A 16,918-nucleotide genomic window follows, 5' to 3' on the forward strand; every position below is an offset into this window, starting at 1 on the left:
CCGTCGCCGGCCACCGCGCTGTCCAGGCAATGGTCGATATGGTCGCGGATCAGGACGCGCTTGGCCTCGCTGATCGCCCGCTCGACCGCATGAAGCTGCTGGGCGAGAAGGACACAGGGCCGTCCCTCATCCATCATCGCGATCACACCGCGCAGATGGCCTTCCGCGCGGCGCAGCCGTTTCAGTATGTCGTCATGATGATGGTGGGGCGCGTGATCCGTCATTGTCGGAACATATCCCCCCAGGGGGGATTGAAGCAATGACGTTTTGCCGATGCTGTCCTGTCGTCCAGCCGCCTGTCGGGCAACCGGAAATCGAAGGGCCTCCCTGTCTTTTCGGCACGCGCTGGCTGCCCTGCTGGTTATGCTGATTGCGCTTGGACCGGTGGCGCATGGCCATGCGGTTCCCGGCGACGCCTTCACGGCGGGACATGGGCACTGGTTTCCGCCTGGCAGCGGGAAATCCTGGCGGCGCTGTCCGCGACCCTGCGAGCCGGCGTCGGCCAGAACGCGCCAGCGCATATGATGCCGCCTGATTGTCGGACGGCGCTTTTGTACGCTACCTTGTATTCTCAAGAAGATAAGCTCGACTGACCAAGCCAGTTGGCATCGGGCAGGCGCATCGCAGGGACAGACAATCGGATGATCGATCATGTTTTTCAGGGAAGCCTGTTCACCAGCGACTTCCTGACCCAGTCGATTGTCCGCAACGCGGAATGGCACAGCGTCAGCGACGATGAGGTTGATCGCCTGGCAGCGGACCTGGCTGACCTCTTCAAAGCCTTTCCCACCGGTCAAACACCCAACGAGACCCGCACCGAAGACGATTTGATCTGGCCGATCCTCCAACGGCTCGGCTGGGATCAGGCGATGCGCCAGCAGAACCTGACGGTCAAGGGCCGGGACGATGTGCCGGACGGGCTCTTGTTCGCCGACGCCGGGGCGAAGGCGGAGGCCGACCGTTCCCTCGAGGAATGGAAACGCTACGGCTTCGGCCTGGCCATCGTCGAATCGAAACGCTGGCATCGGCCGCTCGACCGGCAGTCCGGCCGGCAGGGCGAAAAGCTGGCGCCGTCCACCCAGATGCTGCGCTATCTCAGGCGCGTGGATGACCTCACCGAAGGCAAGTTGCGCTGGGGTATTCTCACCAACGGCGGCCGGTGGCGGCTATATTTCTCCGGTGCGCGTTCCGTCTCCGAGCAGTTCTTCGAGATCGATCTCGCTGCCGTCCTTGGCATCGCCGGCCATGACCAGGGGCTGTTCGCCCTCGATGATGGCGAAAGACGCCACGCATTGCGGCTGTTCGCGCTGATGTTCCGCCGGGAGGCGTTCTTGCCTTCCGGGCCGGACATCAGGAGCTTCCACCTTCGGGCCATCGATGAAGGCAAGTTTTATGAGGAGCGCGTCGCCGCCGATCTGTCGAACCTCGTCTTCGATACGGTCTATCCCCTGCTCGCGCGCGCCATCGCGGACGGCGCGCCGGACGCCGATCTGGAGGATGTGCGGCAGGCGGCTCTGATTCTGCTCTATCGGCTGCTCTTCGTGCTCTATGCCGAGGATCGCGACCTGCTTCCGGTCAATGACGAGCGATATGACGATTACGGCCTGCGCAAGCGCGTCCGGCTGGATGTCGGCGACCGCAAGGACAGGGGCGATACCTTCTCGGCGTCGGCGGCGCGCTACTGGGCGGTGCTGGACGATCTGTGCCGAGCCATCGACGAAGGCGACACCTCGATTGGGCTACCACCCTATAATGGCGGTCTGTTCGACCGCGTGCGCACGCCGCTGCTGGGCCAGCTAAGGCTTTCCGACTCGGTCATGGCCGAGGTGATCGACAGGCTGTCCTTCGAGCGGACGGACGGCTCCCGAAAATACATCAATTATCGCGACCTCAGCGTGCAACAGCTGGGCTCGATCTATGAACGGCTGCTGGAACACGAGGTGGTGCGCGACGGCCCTATCGTTGATATCCGCCCCAACATCTTCGCGCGTAAGGGGTCCGGCAGCTATTACACGCCAGACGACTTGGTCAACCTGATCATCCGCGAGACACTTGAACCGTTGATCCGGGCGCGGCTGGATGCCTTCCGCCAGAAAGCAGAGGAACTGGCGACCACCGACATGGACGAGGGCCGCAAGCTGGGCATCCTCCGGCGACTCGATCCGGCCGAGAGACTGCTCGATCTTAAAATCTGCGACCCCGCGATGGGCTCCGGTCATTTCCTGGTCAGCCTGGTGGACTACATGGCCGACCAGGTGATCGCCGCCATGGCGGAAGCCGGAGCCATGGTTGAATGGGCGGAATATATCTCGCCACTGGCCGACCGGATTGAAGGCATCCGCGCCACCATCATCGGCAATGCGGAAGACCGCAACTGGACGGTCGATCCCGAACAGCTGGACGACCGGCACATCATCCGCCGCATGGTGCTGAAACGCTGTGTCTATGGCGTGGACAAGAACCCGATGGCGGTCGAACTGGCGAAGGTGGCGCTATGGCTGCACAGCTTCACGGTCGGCGCGCCGCTGTCCTTCCTCGACCATCATCTGCGCTGCGGCGATAGCCTGTTCGGCTCCTGGGTAAAGACCGGCATCGCCAAGGCAACGGCCTATGGCAGCCCACTGCTGCTGCACAAGCCGGTGAAGATTGCTCTGGGATCGGCGGCCTCCATGCAGACCATCGAAGGGTTGCCGGACGCGGAAATCGCCGAGGCGCACCGCTCGCAGGAAATCTTCGACGGCGTCCGGATCATGACGGCACCGCTGGATGCCTTCCTGTCCCTCCTCCACGCCATCGAATGGCTGGACCTGAAGGGCAAGGATAACATGAAGGCGCTGCAGGGCTTCTTCGACGGCTCCTATGGCGATCCCTTCGAGATCGCCCAGGGCACGCGCGAGCCGCTGGCGCGCGGAGAGCACGGCCGCCGTCTTGCCGATATCCTGGCCGAGGCGCGCACGCTGATGGCGGAGGAACGCTTCCTGAACTGGCAGGTCGCCTTCCCCGGCGTCTGGACCGACTGGGAGGCCGAGGGCCTCGTCGGCGGGTTCGACGCGATCATCGGCAACCCGCCCTGGGACCGCATGAAACTGCAGCAGGTGGAATGGTTCGCCGCCCGCCGCCGCGAGATCGCCATGGCGCAGCGCGCCGCCGACCGCCACCGGATGATCGCGGCGCTGGAACGCGACGGCGACCCGCTGGCCGCCGATTTCGCCAAGGCCAACAGCCGCGCCGAGGCGGCGACCCGCATGGCCCGCAAGGGTGGCGACTACCCGCTGCTGTCCGGCGGGGACATCAACATCTATTCGCTGTTCGTCGAACGATCCATGGCCCTGGTGAAGCCCGATGGCATGGTTGGCCTGCTGACGCCGTCGGGCATCGCCTCCGACAAGACTTCCGCCGACTTCTTCAAGGGAATATCGACCCAGGGCCGGTTGAAGGCGCTGTATGATTTCGAGAATGGACGGCAAAGCACTGGGAGTGCGCCATTCTTTCCCGATGTACACCGCAGCTTCAAATTCTGCGTCCTCGTCGCGAGTCCTTCAGAAACGGAATATCCGGCAAACTGCGCATTCTATTTGCACGATGTCAGCGAACTTGCCGATCCCGAACGCCGCTTCCCCCTGACGGCGGAGGATTTCGCGCGCGTGAATCCCAACACCGGTACAGCACCAATCTTCCGCACGCGCCGCGACGCCGAACTGACCACCGCCATCTATGCCCGCCTGCCGGTGCTGACACGCCACACCGGCGGCGCGCCGGAAAAGGCGTGGCCGGTGAAGTACGCGACGATGTTCCATATGACGAACGATTCCGGTCTCTTCCGGACCCGCGAAGAGCTGGAGGAGCGCGAAGGTGCCTATCCGATTGGCGACAACAGATACGGCAGCACTTCAGGACAATGGGTGCCGCTTTATGAGGGCAAGATGGTGCAGGCTTTTGACCATCGCGCCGCCAGCATTGTCGTAAATCCGGAGAACCAGCATCGACCCGCACAGCCTGAGCCGGCAACGGCGGAACAGCATGCAGATCCCGCCTGGCTGCCAAATCCACAGTTTTGGGTTTCCTCTTCTGTTGTGGAATTTCCGCAGGATTACACAGCACTGGCTTTCAAGGACGTGACAGCACCGACAAACGTGCGTTCCATGATCGCGGCCTGCGTCCCATATGCTGGATTGGGAAATACTTTGCCGGCTGTCTTGCTTTCAGGCGAACCGACCAGCTTCAGTGTAAGGGACCGGGCGTTGTTGCTCGCCACATTCAATTCCATACCCTTCGATTTTGTCGCGCGTCAAAAAATTCAAGGCCAACATCTCAACTGGTTCATCCTGGAACAGCTCCCGGTGGTGCCGCCGGAGCGGTTCGAGACGGTGCGCTTCGGCCCGAAAAGCGCCGGGGAGATCGTCCGGGACGCCGTGCTGGAGCTGACCTACACCGCGCATGACATGGCACCCTTCGCCCGCGACATGGGCCATGTCGGCCCGGACGGAACGGTCAAACCGCCTTTCGTCTGGGACGAGGAGCGCCGCCTGAAGCTGCGCGCCAAACTGGATGCCCTGTTCTTTCATCTGTATGGCATCACCGACCGCGACGATGTGCGCTACATCTATTCCACCTTCCCCATCGTCGAGCGGCAGGAGGCGCAGGCCTATGGCGGGCGCTACCGCTCGCGCGACCTTTGCCTCGCCTATATGAACGCCCTCGCCGCCGGCGACCCGGACGCGGAGATCGATCTTTAGCGGCCGGATATCTGACGGCTCTATCGGTTCCAAACCGGCACCCCTCCCCGCTTCTCAGCCTATTGCGTCAATGCCGACATCCAGCTCCTCCGACGTAGAGACAACCCGCGCGCACAGCAACCAGGGCAGGCAATGAACATGCGCCGTCATGCTTCGCTCCTCTACCTCGATAAACCCGCGCCCTGCGAGGATGCGATACGCCAGGGTGACCGCCAGTTGCACACCCAGTTCCGTGACAATATCGGCCTTCAGGCCAGCAAGAATTGCGTCGAAATTGTGTGCTCCCGGGGATGCAACCGGAACGACAGACACACGGTTCATCAGCGCTGGAGGAATACCCGCCAGGGCTGTTGGCGGTCAGAATCCAGTTCACCTGGCTGACGTCACGGGCAACACACAAACACTCATCGAACCAGTTACGGCTCGTCTCCGGCTCGAGAAGCGACAGCAGGGTATCCACCACGCGGCCGTTTCGTCGGCTGCTGCTGCCTTCTCGACTTCATCGACGATCAGAAGCGGGTTGGCCGCCCCGCCATCACGGATCGCCCGCAAGACGCCGCTGGGTTCCGCCGTGCCCCAGCCTTTTGCCGTTCCCTGAATATCCCGATTATCGCCGGAACGGCCAACATTGATCAGCCTTTAGGGCGAGCCGCTCCAGCGCGGCGCTCACTTCCGCATGACACAGAACGCGTAGGGGCGGGTTTCGGGAGCCTCGGCCAGCTCCCATGCCGCCGGCATCATCTGCGAGGCAGGACGGCGGTCGCCCGCACGGAGGAAAAACTGGAGCTGGGTCATTTTGCGTCTCCCATTGGCAATGCGATCATGTCAATATAAAAATACAATATTATTAAAATATCCGGACATCAGTGCAGGGCCGCGCGCGCCCTGCTTGGGATTAACCAGCTCGAGCTGGCCGCCATGGCAGGAGTGGCAAAACAAACATTCGCGGATTTTGAGAGGGGTGCGCGCACCCCTTATGCCCGTACACTTGATGATGTCGTGAATGCCCTTGAAAAGGCCGGTATCCAGTTCCTGCCGGCCGGGGACGACCATGGAGAGGGCGTGCGTTTCCGGGACCCTGGTTGAGTCAGGGCACTTCTCACCGGAAATGGCGTGGTTTGATGTGCGGGCGAGGACGCCCGGCGAAGAATGCGCGAACGTCACCGCCGTGACCACATAGCTGTTGCACAGGCTTTTCAGAGCCTGTAAATTTCTTATTATTGGTCAGGGCCTTACAGGAAAATGGCTGGAAATCCAGGTCCCCCAGCCAACCTTTCCAAAGACATCGATCCGCTGCCGCCAACGAAAAAGGCCGCACGATTGCTCGTGCGGCCTCCTTCAGTTCAACGCCCAGGCTTGGTCAGGCGGCCTGGTGTCAGGCAACGTGGTGCGGCATTGCCTTCAGCTTGTCCTTCGTCGTGTCCAGATGGACGCGAATGTCGGAGCCTTTGGCCTCACGCAGAACGGTCAGCTGGCTGAACGGCAACATAACCGAGTGTGCGCCGAGGCCAAGAAAGCCGCCGACATCGATCACGGCGTCGGTGATCTTGCCGTCGGTGCCGAGTTTCAGCGAGCTGATCGAGCCGATGGTCTCGTCCTTGCGGCCATAGACCTTTGCACTTTCGACGTCGGAGGTCGTCAGATCATGCGTTTCGGCCCGGTTATAGCCATCGCGAACGAAGCCGTGGGCACCGAGATTTTCGGGGCCGTGCGTTGCATTTGCTGAATTGCTCATGAAATTCTCCTTGATCCCAAAATACCGGGAGATCGCGCAACAGGTGCCCCCTGCTGGGTCGTGACCGGCACAGGAAGCGACGCTGGCACGCCGCCTGTGGCCAGGTGGAAGCGGCCAGGCGGGGCAGGTCTCACTAAAAATGCCGGATACATATAAAGAACGCCTGGGTGGCGCTGGCGTTCCATAGAGTCTGTGGTCAGGAGTCTGTGATCAGGCGGCTTTCGCCGTGAAGAACCGGATCATGTGGGCCGAGGCATCGGGGCCTGTTCTGTCGGTATAGGATCCCGCCGCCCGACCGCCGGACCAGGCGTGACCCGCGCCTTCGATCATCCAGAGTTCGATCAGCGTGGCGCCGTCAGGCCCCGCATAGTCGCTGCGGGCATAGCCGCGCCCCCCCACCGAGCGTTTGCCGATCTTTGTCGGTACCGCGTCGCCCCCCACTGCCGCATCGACGATCATCGCCGCATTGGCGGGGTGAACCGTGCTGTCAGCCGTCCCCTGAAAGATGATCAGCCGGACCGGGAGTGCCGGGAGTGCCGGGAGTGTCAGGAGTGAGTGTGCGGCGACGATCGGCCCGCCGCCATTGGTCGCGCTGCCTTTGGTCGCGCCGCCATTGGTCGCCTTGCCGTGACGCATGACCGACATCGCCGAGATCAGGTCACGCGCCGAACCGCGGGCGAGACCGGAATGAATCCCCGCCGCCGAATAGATGTCCGGATAGAGATCCGCCAGAATCATCGCCATAGCGCCGCCGGCGGACAGTCCGGCCACGAAAACGGCATCGCGGCCAAGGCCGAGTTCTTTCATCAGCTTTCGCGTCAGCGAGGCCAGGATGGCAGGCTCGCCGGCGCCGCGGATCTGATGGCGCGGACTAAACCAGTTCCAGCACGACGCTGCATTGTGGCCTCTGATCTGCGCCGGATAGGCAACGCAAAGGTCATGCTTCTCGGCCAGCGCGTTCATATGGGTGCCGGCGGCAAAGTCGTCCGGGGTTTGCGAGCAGCCATGCAGCATGAGAATCAGGCCTTTGGGCCGTTTCGGCTGGCTGGCTGGCAGGTAGAGCTTGTAGTCCCGCGATCCCGCGGCGCTGCGATGCGTACGGGCCAGATACTGCCCGCCTTTCGGAATGCCCGGCATGGTCTCGCGCGTGGCTGGCGTGGCCGCCCCGGACATGAGCGATTGCGCCACGCTCAATTGTTTCAGCACCGTGCCGAGCGCCTGGCCAGCCTTTGGCGGCGCGGCCTTGCGCGACTTCGCCGGCTTTAGCTTGAGGGCGGCAAGCACAGACGGGGCCATGAAACCGGCCATTACCTTATTGAGTTCGCGGGCAGTCTTGGTCTGCTTGCGCGCACGCATAAGACGGATGGCCCGGAGCATCGTGGCTGTGAAACTGCGTGACATGGAAATTTCCTTTAAAGCGATCAGCCGCCATCTTTCGCGTGATGCGTCAGAAGTCTGTAAAGTCTGTATTTGCGGTGCGCTTGATCTTCAGGCGCCCGGTACTTGCGCGGCGGCTAACCTGCGTCAGTGCGGACTCCGGTAAGCATGATAGGGTTGCATGATGTTCAGCGAACATTTTTCGGCTGCGCAAGTTGTCGGGTTTGCGAGAAGCGCATTGGGCGTTACGAGCACTCGGCCAAGACCTTTCCTCGAACCGAAAGGCTCATGTCATGCTTGTCACCATTCTGATTCTTGTTCTGACACTTATTCTGGCCATGCTGGTCGTCGGGGCGCTGCCAGACTGGAACTACAGCCGGTCCTGGAGCTATTGGCCCAGTGGCGCATTCGGCGGCATGCTCATGGTCCTGCTGCTGCTGGTCGCCACCGGCAGAGCGTAGCCAGAGGCAGGAGCGCAGCTAAGGCAGGGTTGGGTTTAACGCCCATCCGCCTCCCCTGCCTCAGCCTTTCCGCATCGCCGCGGTTCTGCGTCAGCGGGTCGCGATATCGTTTCAGCGGCGGCGCACGGAGTTTCCGCCCTCCAGAATGCTGTTGATCAGCGCGGCGACGGCAGCGTGCAGCGCCGCCTTGGGGTCATCCTCCGACACGTTCATATGGGCCCCGGCGGCGTCCTCGAGAATCCCCACGATTTCAGACTCGGGCAGGATATTCCGGTCATTCAGCGCCAGCAGAAGCGACTCGCAGATCGCAAGCGCTGCCGTGCCATAGACATCGTTGGGTATGGACATGTTGAGACTGCTTTCTGCGGAAAATGCGCTGTATTGCGCGTAATCGCATCGTCATCATCGCAGAAGAAAATTATCATGTACTGATGCAGAGCAGGTTGGAGAGGTTCTTTTTGCGGCAGGGTTGCCCGACATAGAAGGGCGGCTTGATGATCGCGCACGTTACCGACGGGGACCCCATGCAGATTGCCAACAGTCCTCTTGCCCGAAAGCTTGGCTCTTTCGTAAGGCTTACAGAGACGGAGCTGAAAACACTTGAGGAGCTTCACCACCGCCGCCGCCGGTTCGTGGCCGGGCGGGACATGGTGCATCAGGGGCAGTCCGGCCAGTCGGCCTATGTTCTGGCCGAGGGCTGGGTCTGTTCCTACAAGATGCTGCCGGACGGCACGCGGCAGATTGTTGATTTCCAGATTCCGGGGGATTTCCTCGGTCTGCGCAGCATCCTGTTCCGCACCTCGGACCACAATGTCGAACCGGTCACGAGGATCGAGGCGTCGGAGATTCTGGCGGCAGACCTGCTCGATGCCTTCCAGCGCGTCCCGCGCCTGGCGACGGCCGTTCTCTGGGCGGCATCCCGCGACGAGGCGATGGTGGTGGAGCATCTGGTCAATGTTGGCCGCCGCAACAGCGAAGAACGTATGGCACATTTCCTGCTGGAACTGAGCGCGCGGCTGAAACTTGTGGGACAGGGCGACCGGACCGGCTATGACTGCCCGCTGTCGCAGTATCTGCTCGCCGATGCGCTGGGGCTGAGCGCCGTGCATGTGAACCGGGTGCTGCGAACCCTGCGCGAGCAAGGTCTGGTGACCTTCCTGAAAGGCCGGGTGACCTTCGACGATTTCGATGGTCTGGTCGATCTCGCCGGATTCGACGCGTCTTATCTCGATCAGAACGGGCCGCTGTTGCGCTAGAGAATGCGCCCGCCGCGACATCCCGCCGATCAGGGTGCCGCTATTTTGACAGCATGAGGACGGAAAGGGTGGCGCGCGCCCGCCATACCCGGCTTTTCACGGTGCCAAGGGCGCAATCGAGACGATCCGCGGCCTCCTCCTGGCTGAACCCCGCCACGCCCACCAGGGTCAATGCCTCGCGCTGCTGCCGCGGCAGGGCTGTCATTGCCGCCAGCAGTTCGGACAGCGCAACCGCATGTTCCTGGGATGGCAGCTGCATCAGTTGCGCGGCAAGCGTGCCATCCTCATCCTCGACCTCGCGCGATTGAGCAACCTGTTGTCTGGAAATTCTGCTGAGAGCGGGTCATGCATCCTGGCATTCCCACTTGATGTAGGCCTTCGTGTCGGAGGCCCATTTTTCGTCGATCTCGACCAGCACGGCGCTGACGAGCCGCAGCAGCGCGTCTTCGCCGGGGAAGATCCTGACCTTGACGGTGCGCCGTTTCAGTTCCTGCTGGACGGAGCGCTCGATCGGATTTGAGGTGCGCATCCGTTTGCGGTGATGTTCAGGCAGTGTGAAGACGGCGAGACCTTCGGGGACGTTTTCCTCGAGCCAATCGGCCAGCTTGGGCGCGGTGTCGCGGTAGCTGGCGACCAACTCGGTCAGGGCGGTTTCGGCCCGGGCGAGATCGTCCGCCGTCCAGATCGATTTCAGTTGTCTGCCGATGCGCTTTCGGGTTTCGGCATTGGGGGCGTGATGGATGGCGTTGCGGGCGAGGTGGAACTGGCAGCGCTGCCATGTGGCGCCGCCCAGAACGGCGCGACGGGCAGCGTGCAGGCCGCTGTGGTCGTCGGAGACGATGAACTCGACCCCGCGCATGCCGCGCGCGACCAGGCTTTCGAGGAACGCCCGCCAGTGCACCTCGGCTTCCGAAAGCGCCACCGACACGCCCAGCACGCGCCGGCGCTCATCCGGGCCGATACCGATGGCCGAGAGCACGGCAACCTCGCGCACGATCCCGCCATGGCGCATCTTCTCGTACCGGGCGTCGAGGATGAGATACTTGATCTCGCCGAGTGGGCGGTCGCGCCAGGCGGCCAGTTCCTCATCCAGCAGCTTGGCGGCGCGGCTGACCTGCGAAGATGACAGGCTCTCGATGCCGAATTCGCGCATTACGGCCTCCACATCACGGGTCGACACGCCCTTGATGTACATCTCGGCGACAGCCAGCATGACGGCGCGCACCGATCGCCGGCCGCGCTCCAGCGATTGCGGGTAGAACGGTTCCCCGTCGTGCCCGGCCGTCTTGGGCACCTGCACGTTCACGGTGCCCGCGGGCGTGTCGATCCTCTTGGGCTTGGTGCCATTTGCATAGCCCCGACGCTCGGGCGTGCGCTCGTATAGCCCGGCGCCGAGAAAGCGCTCGCGCTCGATCTGCATCGCCAGCTCAAAGGCCCGGGCGAACATCCCGGCGAGATCACCAGGGCCCGTTTCGATCAGCTGTTCCAGGATTGCCTCAACCGCATTATCCTTCCGTCTGTCCATTCGCTCTGCTCCATGGCTGTGTTGCAACTCCATGGAATACCAGAATGGGCAGCCCCTGCTGGGCGCGCCCCAGCAGGGGCTCATGGCCCCGACCTCGAGCGAATTTCCAGACGTGAGGTTACAGTACCCCTCGCGCCACCGCTTGCGAATATCGCTCAGGAAAGTGTTGCGCAGGATGGTGTGAAGCCATGCACGCAGGTTCGTGTCCGGGGCATAGCGGTCCCGGCTGGCCCAGGCCTTGGTCAGTGTCTCCTGCATCAGATCCTGCGCGCGGTGCCAGTCTTTCGTCAGATGAATCGCATGGTACTGCAGCCTCGGCATCTCGTGCCGGAGCTGCAGGTTGAAGGGGTGGCTCCCGGGCGTGTGAAATCCACCATGACTGGCGCGCGGATGCGCTGGCCGGCCATCGGCATCGCCGTTTCGATAATCTGCGGCGACGACATGGATGGCGGCTTCGCTGCCCGTCACGGATAGCAAGGCTTTGCCTCGCTCCATGGTCAGCGCAACCCGAAATAGCCCAGGATAAACAGGACGATTACGACCAGGCCGACGATATAGATGATGCTGTTCATGTTGATCTCCGCGCCTGGCCGGAAAGTGGCAGGCTGCACAGACCATTACATGCCATAATCACGCCCGTTCGTGACTAACCCGCGTTAGCCGGGCGCGGTTTCATTCAACATTGGTGACGCTGACCGAAACCTGCAATCCCAGCAGCTTCCCGCCATCGCGCACGAATGTCCCGCTGACCGGCAGTGCCTGTGACGGCGTGCGGGTCGTTGCCACGCGAATCAGGTTCCGGCTGGCAATGATGCGGTTGGTGGGGTCAAACTCCACCCAGCCTGCCCCGGGGACGAAAATATCGGCCCAGGCATGGGTTGCGCCACCGCCTGTCATATCCTCGCCCGAGTCGTTTCCGGCAGCCTCGTCATGCAGGTATCCGGTGACGAACCGGGCAGCGAACCCCAGGTTTCGCGCAGCTTCCATGAACAGCAGCGCAAAATCGCGGCACGTGCCGGTACCGAGCCTGATCGTCTCGGCCGGTGTCTGCACGCCCTCCTCCTCACGCCGGACATAGTGAAAAGCCTTGTGGACGGCGGTTGCCAGGGCGCCCAGCACCTGCAGACTGCCGCCGGGCAGTTGCGGCAGCACCTGTGCGATCCATGCTGCCAGCGCCTCCTGATCCTGCGGCTGATCTGCCCTCAGATAAGGGCCGAGGTCGATGCGGTCATCATCGCCATACTGCACCGGGTATGCGCCCGCATAGCGCGCGATCCGGGCCAGCGGCTCATCCAGACCATAGCGCCGCAGCAGCAGTTCGCTTTCGATCACCAGTTCGTTCGCTTTGTCGTGGAACAAAAGCAGCGCAAGCGAGTTTCCAAATGCATCGAATGCCCAGTGCACATCCGCGCGGGGCGAGACGGTCAGGCTGGAATCCAGAAGCCGCATATCGTGCCCATCTCGTGGGCGTATCATCAGCCGATGCTCGCCGAACGCCACCGGAAGGTCATAGGTGTATCGCGTTCGATGGATAATGCGCAGGGTTCGGATCTGAATATCCTTACATCTGGCCTGGCGGGCGACGGAGCCCGCAGGAAAGCTACATTTTTAAAGAGCCTGGGGACGCGGATACCGGCGCGGACTCTACGCCAGGCCATAGAGGGCAGCAATGTTCATTCGCATCGGCTACGAGATCGTCATCGACAGCAAGCCGGATACCGTGCTGATCCTTGCCATGTCGCCACATTCCAGCTTCGACGGGCGGATCATCGGCTCGGCCGAGGTGCAGGCACGGCCAGAGATTCCGCTGGAGACATTCCAGGACAGCTTCGGCAACCGGCTGACCCGGCTGCGGGCGCCGGCAGGGCACCTGACGCTCTGGTCCGACTGCATCGTCGAAGTTGACGGACAGCCCGACGTGTATGACTGGACGGCGCAGCAGCATGACGTTGCGGACCTGCCGCCCGAAACGCTGCAATTCCTGACTTCCAGCCGCTACTGCGATTCCGACGCGCTGGCCCCCGAGGCGCTGCGCCTGTTCGGGGCCACCCCGCCGGGCTGGGCACGGGTGCAGGCGATCTGCAACCATGTCCACAACCATCTGACCTTCGGCTATGGCTTTGGGCGGTCCACCAAGACGGCCAGCGATGCACATCGCGAAAAGACCGGCGTCTGCCGGGATTTCGCGCATCTCGCCATCGCCTTCTGCCGCGCCATGAACATCCCTGCCCGCTACGCCAGCGGTTATCTGGGCGACATCGGCGTGCCCTACTCCGGCCCGGGTGATTTCTGCGCCTGGTTCGAGGCCTATCTGGGCGGTCGCTGGTACACTTTCGACGCGCGCTATAACCAGCCAAGAATCGGCCGGGTCCTGATGGTCCGCGGGCGGGACGCCGCCGATGGTGCGATGATCACCTCTTTCGGCAGATATGACATGAAAGCACTCTGGATCTGGACCGACGAGGTGCCCGGCCCGCCCCCCGGTACGCCTCCCGGGACGTCCCCAGGGACGTCCAGCGATGCCCTGTTGCACGACATACTGAAGAGCCGGCCAAAGGGGGAGGCGCTCACTCTCGCCCCCACGAATTGAAGACCGACCCGTCGCAAACGATCCGGATATGACGGATCTTACGATGGCCGCGAGGGGGGCGGCAGCCGTGGCAGCCAGCCGCGCTCGCGGTAATAGCGTTCGGCGCCGGGGTGGATCGGCGCGTTTCCGGTCCGCCGGATCGACTCCGCGACCGACAGCGCCTCGAAGGCCGGGTGCAGCATCCGGAAAACGTCGAAATTGTCGAACACGGCCCGGGTGATCTCGTACGCCACCTTATCGGGCATGCGCGTGGTGGTGACGACCACGGCGCGGACGCCGAAGGTTTGTATGTCCGCCTGATTGACCGGATAGGTACCGCCGGGAATCGCCGTGCGCTCATATTCCCGATAGTCGGACAACATCCTGTCAATCGCCGGACCGTTCACACTGACCAGAACACCCTGGCAGGTGAGCGCCGCATCGCGGACAAGGCCATTGGGATGCGCGACCGAATAGACAATCGCGTCCAGCTCGCCCGCGCAAAAGGCGCGGTTCTGCGCCGCCGGCGAATAGTCGCGGACATCCGCGAAATCGCTGCGCGCCAGCCCCAGCGCCGCCATGACGCGGTCCATCTGGGCGCTTTGCCGCGACCCGGGATTGCCGATCCCGATGCGCTTTCCCCGCAGATCCGCCAGGCGATGGATGCCCGCCCCCTGGTGGACGACGAGCGTGAAGATGTCGGCATGCCCGGCGAACAGGACGCGCAGATCGGCAACCGGCCCCCGCGAGGCGAACAGCCCCTCTCCGGCCACGGCATCGGCGAGGTCGTCCGACAGCACGATGCCGACATCGATGCCGCCGCTGAGCAGCGATTCGATGTTGCTGGCGGATTCTTCCGAGGGCTTCTCGGCACAGCGCAGACCGTGGCGGGGGGTGTCAAGGTTGAACAGCCGGCAGATCGACCCGCCGAGCGGATAATCGACATCGCCCGGACTGGCCGTACCAACCATCACGTCCGGCCGGCGGATCACCTGTGCGCATCCCAGCAGGGTGACAGCGACAGAGGCGAGGCAAAGTGCTGCAATCGCCGACCGCAGGCGGGCGCGGGCTTCCGATGTCTTTCCAGGGTTGCGACTAAGGTCCGGGCACATACTCGACAGTCTCCCCCTTATATTCGATCAGAGCCCTGACCCAGCGCTGGTCGCCATCATAGAACACCCGCCCGGCATAATATGGGGTGATCAGATGATACTGGCTGGCCTGACCTGCCGCCTGCTGCTGCATCCCAGGCTGCGTATCGCCCAGCAGTTTTGAGAACAGGCCGATCTCACCGCCATGCTGGACATCGATCAGTCTGGTCTCGCGCACGACCCGGATGTCCCACAGCGAATTCGAGGTCATGAGGTGCCCATCCGCAAGATAAGGCCCGTCGCTGCCAACAATGCGGAAACCTTGCCCGGTGGCATGGCCGGAAACCTCCAGCAGCGCACCGTCCTGCTCGGTCGTGCTTTCCACCGATTCGAGGCGGCCGCCGCGCCACACCTCCCGGGCAAGATGTTTCAATCGGAAAACCGTGAAGAACAGAACCTTGACGGTAATGTCGATGCGTGTGCTGACCGTAACGCGATCCGCTTCCATCCGGAACGTGACGTGGTGCGCGCCGACAGGCGACCCCTGCCACAAGGCGATGAAGCGGATGTCGCGTGGAGCAGGCACACTGGCATGGGAGGGCGATCCGAACAGCGGCAGAGCCGCGGTGGCGGTGGCGGCACCGGCAACGAGCAGTCGCCGGCGGCTGATACCCGGAGCATCCGCCGTCTCACCTGAAACGCATACCGGGCCGGGGCTTGGTTGCATGGGCGCCAAAGCCTGACTGGTGTGAGTATCCTTCTGCGCCAGCCGCAAGCCGCCCGGTGGCGCGGAACAATATGGCTATATTCGCCCTAACAGCAGCAGCACGAGGACGATAAGCAGGGCGATGCCCAGCCCGCCGCTCGGATAATACCCCCAGCTTCGGCTGTGCGACCATGTCGGCAAGGCACCGAGCAGCATAAGCAGCAAAATGATGATGATGATACTGCCGAGACTCATGATTTTCTCCTAATCACCAATGCGGGTCGCAGGGTGTCGCAGGCGGGGAGTCACAGGGGGGGAGCAGCGGCCGGCCTGTCGCCGCCCGCTGTCGTGCAACCCCTGCTCATCAGCGAAGGACGAGGTTGTTCCTGACGCTGCTGACGCCGGAAACGCCGCGGGCGATTTCGCCGGCTCTGGCCTTGATCTGCGCCGAATCAACGAAGCCGCTCAACTGAACGACATTCTGCATCGTCTCGACGCTGATCTCCTTCATGCCCAGCTCGTTGATGATCGCCGCCTTCACCTTGGTCGTGATCGCCGCATCATCGATATACTCGCCAGGTGTCTCCCGCCCGGAAATCGGCGCGCACGCGGCCACGGAAAAGGCCAGTACGAACGCCACCATGGCGCATCGCAGAAAATGTTTGTTTCGCATCTTGGATATCCACCCTCTTCTCTCGGCAGCCTTGAATTCCCAGGACCGTTTTAACGGATGCGCCGGCTGCAACGCGAACTCCGGCTGAAATCAGCAAATACGATCCAAATAGATGGGGGTCCGCTAACTAAGCGGATAACTGCCTTATAATAACATATTGATCTTATTGATTTAATGAATTTAATTTTCTTTAAGAATCATGGGGTTGATGTTTTGAAAAACAAAACCAAACACAAGTTAATGCTGTCATGGCACCAGCCACATAAAATACTGCCCTTTTTCAGCTGGCACCTGCCAAAGCGCGGGTGCCCATCGGCAGGCTGAAGATCGCGCGGATCGGCGGCCTTGAGGCCGCCAGCCGGCAGCGCTCTGGACATTCTCAAGGCACGCTACGCGCGAGGAGAAATCGACCGCGAGGATTATCTGCAGCGCAAGGCGGATTTGTTCTGACCGCTCCGTGACGGCATGCGACGACCCGTGGCCCGGGCAGTTTCGCCTGGGTCGCGGGTCTGCCGGGTTCCCGGTATCACCGTGGCCAGACCGGGTGATGATCGTCGATCACCAGCTCATGGCTGTGCCGCAGCGGCCCGTGCCGGTGCGGGTGGCTGTGCGGCTCCGGCCCTTCCCAGCCTTCATGCTCATGCTGGTGGTGGGGATCATGGATATGCGCATGATTGTGCGCCTGCTCGGGATGCTCATGCGGCAGCACGCCGGGATCGCCCGCCGGCCAGACCAGCGCGGCGATCATTGTTCCCACCGCCGCGATCGCTGCCAGACTATAGAAAGCGG

General features: G+C 62.6%; 19 protein-coding genes and 2 pseudogenes. 5 read left to right on the top strand and 16 right to left on the bottom strand.

What is annotated here, in order from left to right; all coding sequences use genetic code 11:
- Nucleotides 1-224, bottom strand: a 224-nt coding sequence (locus BKM74_RS18040) for a metal-sensing transcriptional repressor (protein ID WP_140056124.1), incomplete at its 3' end; no start/stop codon positions are given.
- Between the two features lie 417 nt (nucleotides 225-641).
- Here BKM74_RS18040 and BKM74_RS18045 point away from each other — a divergent pair.
- Nucleotides 642-4,736 (top strand): Eco57I restriction-modification methylase domain-containing protein, encoded by a 4,095-nt coding sequence (locus tag BKM74_RS18045; RefSeq protein ID WP_086467087.1) that lies wholly within the window; start codon nucleotides 642-644, stop codon nucleotides 4,734-4,736.
- A gap of 54 nt (nucleotides 4,737-4,790) precedes the next feature.
- Here BKM74_RS18045 and BKM74_RS18050 read toward each other — a convergent pair whose 3' ends face one another.
- From BKM74_RS18050 to BKM74_RS18065, 5 genes are all read right to left on the bottom strand, one after another.
- On the bottom strand, nucleotides 4,791-5,048 hold the full coding sequence (locus tag BKM74_RS18050) for a hypothetical protein (RefSeq protein WP_140056125.1): 258 nt from the start codon (nucleotides 5,046-5,048) through the stop codon (nucleotides 4,791-4,793).
- Between the two features lie 354 nt (nucleotides 5,049-5,402).
- Nucleotides 5,403-5,531, bottom strand: coding sequence for a hypothetical protein (locus BKM74_RS19130; protein WP_281251470.1), 129 nt, complete (start codon nucleotides 5,529-5,531; stop codon nucleotides 5,403-5,405).
- Nucleotides 5,532-5,561: 30 nt separating this feature from the next.
- Complete coding sequence (locus BKM74_RS19220; protein ID WP_456152416.1) at nucleotides 5,562-5,900, bottom strand: hypothetical protein; 339 nt, start codon at nucleotides 5,898-5,900, stop codon at nucleotides 5,562-5,564.
- A 211-nt stretch (nucleotides 5,901-6,111) separates the two neighbouring features.
- Complete coding sequence (locus BKM74_RS18060; RefSeq protein ID WP_086467090.1) at nucleotides 6,112-6,471, bottom strand: PRC-barrel domain-containing protein; 360 nt, start codon at nucleotides 6,469-6,471, stop codon at nucleotides 6,112-6,114.
- 210 nt (nucleotides 6,472-6,681) lie between these two features.
- Nucleotides 6,682-7,872 carry an extracellular catalytic domain type 1 short-chain-length polyhydroxyalkanoate depolymerase gene (locus BKM74_RS18065; protein ID WP_086467091.1) on the bottom strand — a complete coding sequence of 397 codons (1,191 nt, stop codon included), beginning with the start codon at nucleotides 7,870-7,872 and terminating at the stop codon, nucleotides 6,682-6,684.
- A gap of 269 nt (nucleotides 7,873-8,141) precedes the next feature.
- Here BKM74_RS18065 and BKM74_RS18070 point away from each other — a divergent pair, with 269 nt between their 5' ends.
- Complete coding sequence (locus BKM74_RS18070; protein ID WP_086467092.1) at nucleotides 8,142-8,309, top strand: DUF3309 family protein; 168 nt, start codon at nucleotides 8,142-8,144, stop codon at nucleotides 8,307-8,309.
- A 111-nt stretch (nucleotides 8,310-8,420) separates the two neighbouring features.
- Here the strand turns inward: BKM74_RS18070 and BKM74_RS18075 are convergent, their stop codons facing one another.
- Nucleotides 8,421-8,657, bottom strand: a complete 237-nt coding sequence (locus tag BKM74_RS18075; RefSeq protein WP_086467093.1) for a hypothetical protein — start codon at nucleotides 8,655-8,657, stop codon at nucleotides 8,421-8,423.
- A gap of 146 nt (nucleotides 8,658-8,803) precedes the next feature.
- Here BKM74_RS18075 and BKM74_RS18080 point away from each other — a divergent pair, with 146 nt between their 5' ends.
- Nucleotides 8,804-9,565, top strand: a complete 762-nt coding sequence (locus tag BKM74_RS18080) for a Crp/Fnr family transcriptional regulator (RefSeq protein ID WP_245825998.1) — start codon at nucleotides 8,804-8,806, stop codon at nucleotides 9,563-9,565.
- A 40-nt stretch (nucleotides 9,566-9,605) separates the two neighbouring features.
- On the opposite strand, the gene BKM74_RS18085 is transcribed toward BKM74_RS18080, so the two are convergent.
- The 4 genes and pseudogenes from BKM74_RS18085 to BKM74_RS18095 form a co-directional block, all read right to left on the bottom strand.
- Nucleotides 9,606-9,893, bottom strand: coding sequence for a sigma factor-like helix-turn-helix DNA-binding protein (locus BKM74_RS18085; protein ID WP_281251471.1), 288 nt, complete (start codon nucleotides 9,891-9,893; stop codon nucleotides 9,606-9,608).
- A gap of 15 nt (nucleotides 9,894-9,908) precedes the next feature.
- Nucleotides 9,909-11,090, bottom strand: coding sequence for an IS256 family transposase (locus BKM74_RS18090; RefSeq protein WP_407668717.1), 1,182 nt, complete (start codon nucleotides 11,088-11,090; stop codon nucleotides 9,909-9,911).
- 144 nt (nucleotides 11,091-11,234) lie between these two features.
- Nucleotides 11,235-11,585: pseudogene (locus BKM74_RS19200) on the bottom strand (sigma factor); the annotation flags it as partial.
- A 177-nt stretch (nucleotides 11,586-11,762) separates the two neighbouring features.
- Nucleotides 11,763-12,647: a transglutaminase family protein gene (locus tag BKM74_RS18095; protein ID WP_322096713.1), complete on the bottom strand. Its 885-nt coding sequence runs from the start codon at nucleotides 12,645-12,647 to the stop codon at nucleotides 11,763-11,765.
- A gap of 112 nt (nucleotides 12,648-12,759) precedes the next feature.
- Here BKM74_RS18095 and BKM74_RS18100 point away from each other — a divergent pair, with 112 nt between their 5' ends.
- Entirely contained in the window at nucleotides 12,760-13,680 is a 921-nt protein-coding gene (locus tag BKM74_RS18100) for a transglutaminase-like domain-containing protein (protein WP_086467098.1), read from the top strand.
- A 38-nt stretch (nucleotides 13,681-13,718) separates the two neighbouring features.
- Here the strand turns inward: BKM74_RS18100 and BKM74_RS18105 are convergent, their stop codons facing one another.
- The 4 genes from BKM74_RS18105 to BKM74_RS18120 form a co-directional block, all read right to left on the bottom strand.
- Nucleotides 13,719-14,771 carry a TAXI family TRAP transporter solute-binding subunit gene (locus BKM74_RS18105; RefSeq protein WP_086467099.1) on the bottom strand — a complete coding sequence of 351 codons (1,053 nt, stop codon included), beginning with the start codon at nucleotides 14,769-14,771 and terminating at the stop codon, nucleotides 13,719-13,721.
- Nucleotides 14,755-15,477, bottom strand: coding sequence for a DUF6134 family protein (locus BKM74_RS18110; protein WP_140056126.1), 723 nt, complete (start codon nucleotides 15,475-15,477; stop codon nucleotides 14,755-14,757). Before BKM74_RS18110 ends, BKM74_RS18105 begins: the two co-directional genes overlap by 17 nt.
- A 75-nt stretch (nucleotides 15,478-15,552) precedes the next feature.
- The gene (locus BKM74_RS18115) at nucleotides 15,553-15,711 is read right to left on the bottom strand and encodes a DUF3309 family protein (protein WP_086467101.1); all 159 of its coding nucleotides are present in this window, start codon (nucleotides 15,709-15,711) and stop codon (nucleotides 15,553-15,555) included.
- A gap of 109 nt (nucleotides 15,712-15,820) precedes the next feature.
- On the bottom strand, nucleotides 15,821-16,201 hold the full coding sequence (locus tag BKM74_RS18120) for a BON domain-containing protein (RefSeq protein WP_245826001.1): 381 nt from the start codon (nucleotides 16,199-16,201) through the stop codon (nucleotides 15,821-15,823).
- A 273-nt stretch (nucleotides 16,202-16,474) separates the two neighbouring features.
- Here BKM74_RS18120 and BKM74_RS18125 point away from each other — a divergent pair, with 273 nt between their 5' ends.
- The gene (locus BKM74_RS18125; RefSeq protein ID WP_245826002.1) at nucleotides 16,475-16,579 is read left to right on the top strand and encodes an SHOCT domain-containing protein; all 105 of its coding nucleotides are present in this window, start codon (nucleotides 16,475-16,477) and stop codon (nucleotides 16,577-16,579) included.
- A 76-nt stretch (nucleotides 16,580-16,655) separates the two neighbouring features.
- Here the strand turns inward: BKM74_RS18125 and BKM74_RS18130 are convergent.
- Nucleotides 16,656-16,918: pseudogene (locus BKM74_RS18130) on the bottom strand (MFS transporter); the annotation flags it as partial.

The organism is Oceanibaculum nanhaiense, assembly GCF_002148795.1.
Lineage (GTDB): Bacteria > Pseudomonadota > Alphaproteobacteria > Oceanibaculales > Oceanibaculaceae > Oceanibaculum > Oceanibaculum nanhaiense.

Coding starts and splice junctions, on each gene's coding strand:
- BKM74_RS18105 (WP_086467099.1), bottom strand. CDS start 14,771: ATGTGCCCGGACCTTAGTCGCAACCCTGGAAAGACATCGGAAGCCCGC.
- BKM74_RS18090 (WP_407668717.1), bottom strand. CDS start 11,090: ATGGACAGACGGAAGGATAATGCGGTTGAGGCAATCCTGGAACAGCTG.
- BKM74_RS18080 (WP_245825998.1), top strand. CDS start 8,804: ATGATCGCGCACGTTACCGACGGGGACCCCATGCAGATTGCCAACAGT.
- BKM74_RS18100 (WP_086467098.1), top strand. CDS start 12,760: ATGTTCATTCGCATCGGCTACGAGATCGTCATCGACAGCAAGCCGGAT.
- BKM74_RS19130 (WP_281251470.1), bottom strand. CDS start 5,531: ATGACCCAGCTCCAGTTTTTCCTCCGTGCGGGCGACCGCCGTCCTGCC.
- BKM74_RS18065 (WP_086467091.1), bottom strand. CDS start 7,872: ATGTCACGCAGTTTCACAGCCACGATGCTCCGGGCCATCCGTCTTATG.
- BKM74_RS18110 (WP_140056126.1), bottom strand. CDS start 15,477: ATGCAACCAAGCCCCGGCCCGGTATGCGTTTCAGGTGAGACGGCGGAT.
- BKM74_RS18115 (WP_086467101.1), bottom strand. CDS start 15,711: ATGAGTCTCGGCAGTATCATCATCATCATTTTGCTGCTTATGCTGCTC.
- BKM74_RS18075 (WP_086467093.1), bottom strand. CDS start 8,657: ATGTCCATACCCAACGATGTCTATGGCACGGCAGCGCTTGCGATCTGC.
- BKM74_RS18045 (WP_086467087.1), top strand. CDS start 642: ATGATCGATCATGTTTTTCAGGGAAGCCTGTTCACCAGCGACTTCCTG.
- BKM74_RS18070 (WP_086467092.1), top strand. CDS start 8,142: ATGCTTGTCACCATTCTGATTCTTGTTCTGACACTTATTCTGGCCATG.
- BKM74_RS18060 (WP_086467090.1), bottom strand. CDS start 6,471: ATGAGCAATTCAGCAAATGCAACGCACGGCCCCGAAAATCTCGGTGCC.